This window comes from Streptomyces sp. SID5910 (genome assembly GCF_009862125.1).
Taxonomy (GTDB): domain Bacteria; phylum Actinomycetota; class Actinomycetes; order Streptomycetales; family Streptomycetaceae; genus Streptomyces.
The window spans coordinates 1-8,012 of the sequence record NZ_WWHX01000010.1 but is presented as its reverse complement, the minus strand read 5'-3'; the positions used below and the strand labels follow the sequence as shown (position 1 = coordinate 8,012).

General features: G+C 67.0%; 6 protein-coding genes. All 6 read left to right on the top strand.

Annotation, left to right across the window (positions count from 1 at the left end; translation table 11 throughout):
• A partial coding sequence (locus tag GTW67_RS00580) for an ABC transporter permease (protein ID WP_161162810.1) occupies window positions 1-784 on the top strand: 784 nt, incomplete at its 5' end.
• A 112-nt stretch (window positions 785-896) separates the two neighbouring features.
• On the top strand, window positions 897-2,699 hold the full coding sequence (locus tag GTW67_RS00575) for an ABC transporter substrate-binding protein (protein ID WP_161162809.1): 1,803 nt from the start codon (window positions 897-899) through the stop codon (window positions 2,697-2,699).
• A gap of 115 nt (window positions 2,700-2,814) precedes the next feature.
• On the top strand, window positions 2,815-3,792 hold the full coding sequence (locus tag GTW67_RS00570) for an ABC transporter permease (RefSeq protein WP_161162808.1): 978 nt from the start codon (window positions 2,815-2,817) through the stop codon (window positions 3,790-3,792).
• Window positions 3,793-3,802: 10 nt separating this feature from the next.
• The gene (locus GTW67_RS00565; protein ID WP_161162807.1) at window positions 3,803-4,864 is read left to right on the top strand and encodes an oligopeptide/dipeptide ABC transporter ATP-binding protein; all 1,062 of its coding nucleotides are present in this window, start codon (window positions 3,803-3,805) and stop codon (window positions 4,862-4,864) included.
• Between the two features lie 27 nt (window positions 4,865-4,891).
• Window positions 4,892-6,037, top strand: coding sequence for an ABC transporter ATP-binding protein (locus tag GTW67_RS00560; protein WP_161162806.1), 1,146 nt, complete (start codon window positions 4,892-4,894; stop codon window positions 6,035-6,037).
• A gap of 253 nt (window positions 6,038-6,290) precedes the next feature.
• Window positions 6,291-7,922, top strand: coding sequence for a peptide ABC transporter substrate-binding protein (locus tag GTW67_RS00555; protein ID WP_161162805.1), 1,632 nt, complete (start codon window positions 6,291-6,293; stop codon window positions 7,920-7,922).
• Window positions 7,923-8,012: the final 90 nt, after the last annotated feature.

Here is an 8,012-nt window from a genome sequence, read left to right as displayed (position 1 = left end):
TGGCCAGGACAACCCCGACCTCCTGGACATGTTCACCATGCCGGCGAAGCCCGCCGGCGGCATCGACGGTGACTTCTGGTTCGGCATCGAGCCCGGTCTCGGCCGCGACGTCTTCACGCAGCTGCTGTACGGGATGCGGACCTCGATCGCCACGGCCCTGGCCGCGACCATCATCATGACGGTCATGGGTGTGCTGATCGGCCTGGCCGGCGGCTACTTCGGCGGCAAGATCGACTACTGGCTCGGCCGGGTCACCGACTTCTTCATGGCCCTGCCCAGCCAGCTGTTCTTCGTCGCGGCGATGCCGGTGATCACCACGGTGTTCGTCGCCCCCGACGAGGAGACGCCCACCTACGTGCGCACCTGCGCGATCATCATCGTGATGTCCTTCCTCGGCTGGATGAGCATGGCGCGCATCGTCCGTGCCGCCACGCTGTCCCTGCGGGACCGGGAGTTCGTCGAGGCGGCGCGCATCTCCGGGGCGTCCTCCTGGCGGATCATCCGCAAGGAACTCCTGCCCAACATCGTCACCCCGACACTCGTGCAGGCGACCCTCACGCTGCCGAGCACCATCCTCAGCATCGCCTTCCTCTCCTTCGTGGGTGTGGGATACGTCGAACCCACGCCGGACTGGGGCCGGATGTTCGCCATCGGCGCGAACATCGTGGAGCAGGACCCGTACTACATGCTCTTCCCCGGCATCGCCATGGTGATCTTCGTCGTGGCCTTCAACCTCCTCGGCGACTCCGTACGGGACGCCTTCGATCCCAAGACGGGCCGCTGAGCCCCCACGGGGACTCCTCGCTCTGCCCCCAGGTCGGGCCCGGTGCCACACAGCCCGTCTCCGGCCGCGTAACAGCAGTGCTCACTACTCACAGGCAGGTGGATTCGACTCCATGAGCATCTTCCGAAACCGCACCGCTACGGCCGCGCTCGTCGCGGTGGCGGCGGGCGCCCTGACCCTCACCGCCTGCGGCGGCGGCGACAGCGGCAACTCGTCCAAGGACAACAGCAAGAACAAGAAGGACGCCGCGTCGCAGTCCAAGCCCGTGCAGATCGGCGACGCCGCGGCGTCGACCGGCCCCGCGGCCGAGGTGCCCGGCGCCAAGCCCGGCGGCATAGCCACCGTGTACCAGGAGGCCGACTTCTCCCACCTGGACCCGGGCCAGATCTACGTCTCGGACGGCAAGCTGCTCAGCCGCCTCATCTACCGCGGCCTGACCCAGTACAACGAGGACGACAAGGGCAACCTGACCGTCGTGGGCGACCTCGCCACCGACGCGGGCAAGGCGTCCGACGGCGGCAAGACCTGGACGTACACGCTCAAGGACAACCTGAAGGACGAGAACGGCAACCCGATCAACTCGGCGGACATCCGCCACACGGTCGAGCGCCTCTACGCGTCCTACATCACCGACGGTCCGGTCTACCTCCAGCAGTGGCTGTCCGGTGCCGGCACCACCTACCGCAAGGCGTACGAGGGTCCGGACAAGGGCAAGCACCTGCCCGACAACGTCCTGGAGACGCCGGACGACAAGACGGTCGTCTTCCACTTCAAGGAGGCGCAGCCCGACCTCCCGCAGATGCTGACCATGCCCGGTTACAGCGTCGTCCCGGAGGAGACGGACACCAAGGAGAAGTACGACACCGACCCGGTCGCCACCGGTCCGTACAAGATCGCGGACTTCAAGCCGGGCAAGTCGATGTCGCTGGTCAAGAACCCCCAGTGGGACCCCAAGTCCGACTCGGTGCGCCACCAGTACGTGGACGGCTTCAACATCAGCATGAACCACGATGACGAAGACCAGACCAAGACCCTGCTCGCCGACCAGGGCGAGGCCAAGAACGCGATGATGTTCACCGGCCAGGTCGCCACCACGCAGCTCCAGAAGGTCGTCAGCGACAAGAACGCGATGACCAACCGCACGATCCAGGGCTACGCGCCCTACGTGTGGCAGCTCAACTTCAACCTGGACCGCGTCAAGGACAAGAAGCTCCGCGACGCGATCAGCCTGGCCCTGCCGGCCACCTCGGTCTTCAAGGCCGACGGCGGCGCCTACGGCGGTGAGGTCGCCAACTCGCTGATGTCGCCCACCACTCCGGGCTACGACGAGACCTACGACCCGTTCAGCCGCGCCAAGAAGCCGAACGGTGACATCGAGGCCGCCAAGAAGCTGATCAAGGAAGGCGGCTTCGAGGGCAAGAAGCTCGTCTACGCCTACGGCAACACGCCGACCCGTCAGCAGCAGGCCGTCCTGATCGCCGACGCCCTGGGCAAGATCGGTCTCGACATCCAGAAGAAGGAGATCGACTCCGCCACCTGGTACGAGCAGGTCGGCAAGGTCAAGAACGGCTACGACCTGTACATGACCGGCTGGGGCCAGGACTGGCCGTCGGCCTCCACGGTCATTCCGCCGGTGTACGACGGCACGCAGATCCAGGACGGCGCGTCGAACTACTCGCACATCAACGACCCGCACGTGAACTCCGAGATCGCCCGCATCCAGAAGATCACGGACACCGCCGAGGCCACCAAGGCGTGGGCGGAGCTGAACGAGTACATCACCGAGAAGGTCAACCCGGCCGCGCCGATCTACTACACCAAGGTCTTCCAGATCTTCGGTTCCAACATCGGCGGCATCCGCTACAGCTCGGACTCGAGCTACGTGGACGTCACGCGGGTCTTCCTCAAGAAGTAACCGCCCTGTCGGGAAACCGGTGGTGGGTGCGCGGCGGAGCGCCCACCACCGGGGCCCGGATCCCCTTCCAGACCTCCCCAACCGATTGCCGCCGTCCTGAGAGCAGCTGCCTGCCATGCTTCAATTCCTCATTCGCCGGACGTTCGGCGCGGCGCTGATTCTGCTGTTGATCAGTGCGTTCACGTTCTTCATGTTCTTCGCGATCCCGCAGGACCCGGCCATGCTGGCCTGTGGCAAGAACTGCACGCCGGACGCGCTGGCCATCATCCACAAGAACCTCGGCCTCGACTCGCCGGTCCCGGTCCAGTACTGGAACTTCCTCGTCGGCGTCTTCGCCGGCCGGGACTTCGCCGTCGGTCACTGCGCCGCCCCCTGCTTCGGTGTCTCGTTCGCGAACAACCAGAACGTCTGGGACACGATCATGGACCGGTTCCCGCTGACGCTCTCGCTGACCGTCGGCAGCCTCCTGGTCTTCCTCGTCGTCGGTCTCGGCGCCGGCATGCTGGCCGCGAAGAACCGCGGTACCTGGCTGGACAAGACGTTCAGCTCCGGCTCTCTGGTCATCAGCTCCCTGCAGATCTACTTCCTCGGCCCGCTGGTCCTGCTGTTCCTCGTCTACAACACCGGCTGGCTGGACAAGCCGAAGTACGTGCCGTTCTCCGAGGACCTCGGCGGCTGGTTCATGGGCCTGCTGATCCCCTGGCTCGTGATGGCGACGATCTTCACCGCCAACTACACCCGTATGAGCCGCTCGTCGATGATCGAGCAACTCCAGGAAGAACACGTGAGGGCGGCCCGCGCCAAGGGCATGTCGAGCAACTACACGTTCTTCCGCTACGCCTGGCGCGGCTCCCTCATCCCCATCGTCACCATCCTCGGCATCGACCTTTCCTCGCTGCTGTCGGGCGGCATGGTGACCGAGCTGACGTTCGGCCTGGCCGGTCTCGGCCGGCTCGCGCTCGAGTCCGTCACCAACAAGGACCTGCCGATGCTGATGGGCGTCATGCTGGTCAGCGCCGCGCTCATCATCGTCTTCAACCTGATCGTGGACGCCCTGTACGCCGTCATCGACCCGCGCGTGCGCCTGTCCTAGGAGAACCACCGTGACCACTCAGACCAAGCCCGAAGAGGCCGCGGCCGCCGCCGCGGGGGACGCCTTCCTGTCGGTGCGCGACCTCAAGGTCCACTTCTCCACCGAGGGCGGCATCGTCAAGGCGGTGGACGGGCTCTCCTTCGATCTGGAGCGCGGCAGGACGCTCGGCATCGTGGGCGAGTCCGGCTCCGGCAAGTCGGTGACCAACCTGGCCGTCCTCGGCCTGCACAACCGCAAGAAGACCGCCATCGACGGGTCGATCACGCTGGACGGTCAGGAGCTGACCGACGCCAGCGAGAAGCAGATGGAAAAGCTGCGCGGCAAGAAGATGGCGATGATCTTCCAGGACGCGCTGACCGCTCTGTCGCCGTACTACACGATCGGCCGTCAGATCGGCGAGCCGTTCATGAAGCACACCGGCGCCTCCAAGAAGGACGCCCGGGTGCGCGCCATCGACCTGCTGGAGAAGGTGGGCATCCCCCACCCGCAGCAGCGGGTCGACGACTACCCGCACCAGTTCTCCGGCGGTATGCGGCAGCGCGCCATGATCGCCATGGCGCTGGCCTGCGACCCGGACCTGCTGATCGCGGACGAGCCGACCACGGCGCTCGACGTGACGGTGCAGGCGCAGATCCTGGACCTGCTCAAGGACCTCCAGCAGGAGTTCGGCTCCGCGATCATCATGATCACCCACGACCTGGGCGTGGTCGCCAACATGGCCGACGACATCCTGGTGATGTACGCCGGCCGTGCCGTCGAGCGGGGCACGGTGCGCGAGGTGCTCAAGACGCCCCAGCACCCCTACACCTGGGGTCTGCTGAGTTCGATGCCGAGGCTCTCCTCGGACGTCGACGAGCCGCTGATGCCGATCCCGGGATCGCCGCCCTCGCTGCTGAACCCGCCCACGGGGTGCGCGTTCCACCCGCGGTGCGAATTCACCGACAAGGTGCCCGGCGGCCGTTGCTCGGGCGAGCGTCCGACGCTCGCCCCGGGCCGCGCGGCCGCCTGCCACCTGACGGCGGAACAGCGGCAGCAGGTGTTCATCGAGACGATTCAGCCCCGGCTGGGCTGAGCGGAAACCGGCGACTGGGGCATCACCATGAGCGACAACAGCAAGACGAACACGGCGGTCGCCGAATCGATCCCGCAGCAGCGGGACGGCGGCAGCGCACCCCTCATGCGGGTCAAGGGCCTGAAGAAGCACTTCCCGATCAAGGGCGGCTTCCCGATCCGGCGCACCGTCGGCGCGGTCAAGGCCGTCGACGGCGTCGACTTCGAGGTCTTCCCGGGGGAGAGCCTCGGCCTCGTCGGCGAGTCCGGCTGCGGCAAGTCGACGACCGGCCGGCTGATCACCCGTCTGTACGAGCCCACCGAGGGCACCATCGAGTACAACGGGCAGGACATCAGCAAGGCGAACCGGTCGCAGCTGGCGCCGATCAGGTCCGAGATCCAGATGATCTTCCAGGACCCGTACGCGTCGCTGAACCCGCGGCAGACCGTGGGCACGATCATCTCGGGCCCGATGGAGATCAACGGGATCAACCCGCCCGGCGGCCGGGAGAAGCGGGTCCGCGAGCTCCTGGAGATCGTCGGTCTCAACCCGGAGCACTTCAACCGCTTCCCGCACGAGTTCTCCGGCGGCCAGCGCCAGCGCATCGGTGTCGCGCGTGCCGTCGCGCTGGAGCCGAAGCTGATCGTCGCCGACGAGCCGGTCTCGGCCCTCGACGTGTCGATCCAGGCCCAGGTGGTGAACCTGCTCCAGGAAGTGCAGCGGGAGATGGGCATCGCGTTCGTCTTCATCGCCCACGACCTGTCGATCGTGCGGCACTTCTCGCAGCGCGTCGCGGTGATGTACCTGGGCAAGATCGTGGAGATCGCGGACCGCGACTCCCTCTACAACCGGCCCCGTCACCCGTACACGCACGCCCTGCTGTCGGCCGTGCCCGAGGCGGACCTCGACGCGGACAGGCGGGAGCGCATCCGCCTCCAGGGCGACGTGCCCTCGCCGATCGCGCCGCCGTCCGGCTGCCGGTTCCGCACGCGGTGCTGGAAGGCCCAGGACAAGTGCGCGACGGAGGAGCCGCCGCTCGTGCGGATCGAGGGCAGCAAGGCCGGTCACCTGACGGCCTGCCACTTCCCGGAGGAGCCGACCATCGAGGCCCGCGCCGAGGACATCGTCCTGGACCCGGCTCTCGCGGCCATGGAGGAAGGCACCGACGGGGCGGCGGGAGTCTCGAAGAGCTGACCCGGCGGGCCCGGCCCCGGCGGCCGGCGACCTGACGGCCCATGGACCGGGGGCGGGAGGACATTCCTCCCGCCCCCGGTCCTTCGCGTGCCGCCGGACCCCTGCCCCGTTCGTCGTACGTCCGTTTTCGTCGTACGTCCGTCCGGAGGACCCCCGAACCCGTACGGACCGGACGAATGTGCGCCGCAGGGTGTGCCCCCCGATGCTGGCCGAGAACGGACCAGCGGACGAGTCAGGCACTGGGAGGCACTCCATGCGCGGAGCCACGCACGCCAAATGGGCCGCTTGCGCGGCGGCGACAGCCCTCGCGGTGACGGCCTGCGGAGGCGGGGGCGGTGACAGCGGCTCGGACAGCGGGGCCGTGCTCAGCTCCTCCTGGGGCGACCCGCAGAACCCGCTGGAGCCGGCCAACACCAACGAGGTGCAGGGCGGCAAGGTCCTCGACATGATCTTCCGGGGGCTGAAGAAGTACGACCCGGAGACCGGCGAGGCGAAGGATATGCTCGCCGAGAAGATCGACACCTCCGACTCGCAGAACTTCACCGTCACCGTCAAGGACGGCTGGACCTTCAGCAACGGCGAGAAGGTGACCGCCCAGTCCTTCGTGGACGCCTGGAACTACGGCGCGAGCCTGAAGAACAACCAGCGCAACGCGTACTTCTTCGCCTACATCGACGGCTACGACAAGGTCCACCCGGAGGACGGCAGCAAGCAGACCGCCGACACGCTCTCCGGGCTCAAGGTCACCGGCCCGCGCACCTTCACGGTCAAGCTCGGCCAGAAGTTCTCCAGCTTCCCCGACACCCTCGGCTACGCCGCCTTCGCCCCGCTGCCCAGGGCGTTCTTCGACGACCACGACGCCTGGCTGAAGAAGCCCGTCGGCAACGGGCCGTACCAGGTCGACAACTACGCCCGCGGCTCCCAGATGTCCCTGCGCACCTGGGACAAGTACCCCGGCCCCGACAAGGCCGACAACGGCGGCGTCGACCTGAAGGTCTACACCGACAACAACACCGCCTACACGGACCTGATGGCCGGCAACCTCGACCTCGTCGACGACGTCCCCGCCGCCCAGCTCAAGAACGTCAAGAACGACCTCGGCGACCGGTACATCAACACCCCGGCCGGCATCATCCAGACCCTCGCCTTCCCGTTCTACGACGACGACTGGAACAAGTCCGGCTCCGACAAGGTCCGCACCGGGCTTTCCATGGCGATCGACCGCAAGCAGATCACCGACACGATCTTCCAGCAGACCCGCACCCCGGCCACCGACTGGACCTCGCCCGTCCTCGGCGAGGACGGCGGCTACAAGGCCGGGCTGTGCGGGGACGCCTGCGAGTACAACCCCGACCAGGCCAAGAAGCTGATCAAGGAGGGCGGCGGACTGCCCGGCGGCCAGGTCAAGATCACCTACAACGCCGACACCGGCTCCCACGGCCAGTGGGTCGACGCCGTCTGCAACTCCATCAACAACGCCCTGGACAACGACCGCGCCTGCGTCGGCAACCCGGTCGGCACCTTCGCCGACTTCCGCAACCAGATCACCGGCAAGAAGATGAGCGGCCCCTTCCGCGCCGGCTGGCAGATGGACTACCCGCTCATCCAGAACTTCCTCCAGCCGCTCTACTACACCAACGCCTCCTCCAACGACGGCAAGTGGTCCGACAAGAAGTTCGACGGCCTCGTCGACCAGGCGAACGGCGAGTCCGACACCGCCAAGGCCGTCCAGACCTTCCAGCAGGCCGAGGAGGTCGTGCGGGACAACATGGCCGCCATCCCGCTCTGGTACCAGAACGGCAGCGCCGGCTTCTCGCAGCGGCTGTCCAACGTCAAGCTCAACCCGTTCAGCGTCCCCGTCTACAACGAGATCAAGGTCAGCTGAGGAGGCGCCATGGGACGGTACGTCGTCCGGCGGCTGCTCCAGATGATCCCGGTCTTCATCGGGGCCACGCTGCTGATCTTCCTGATGGTA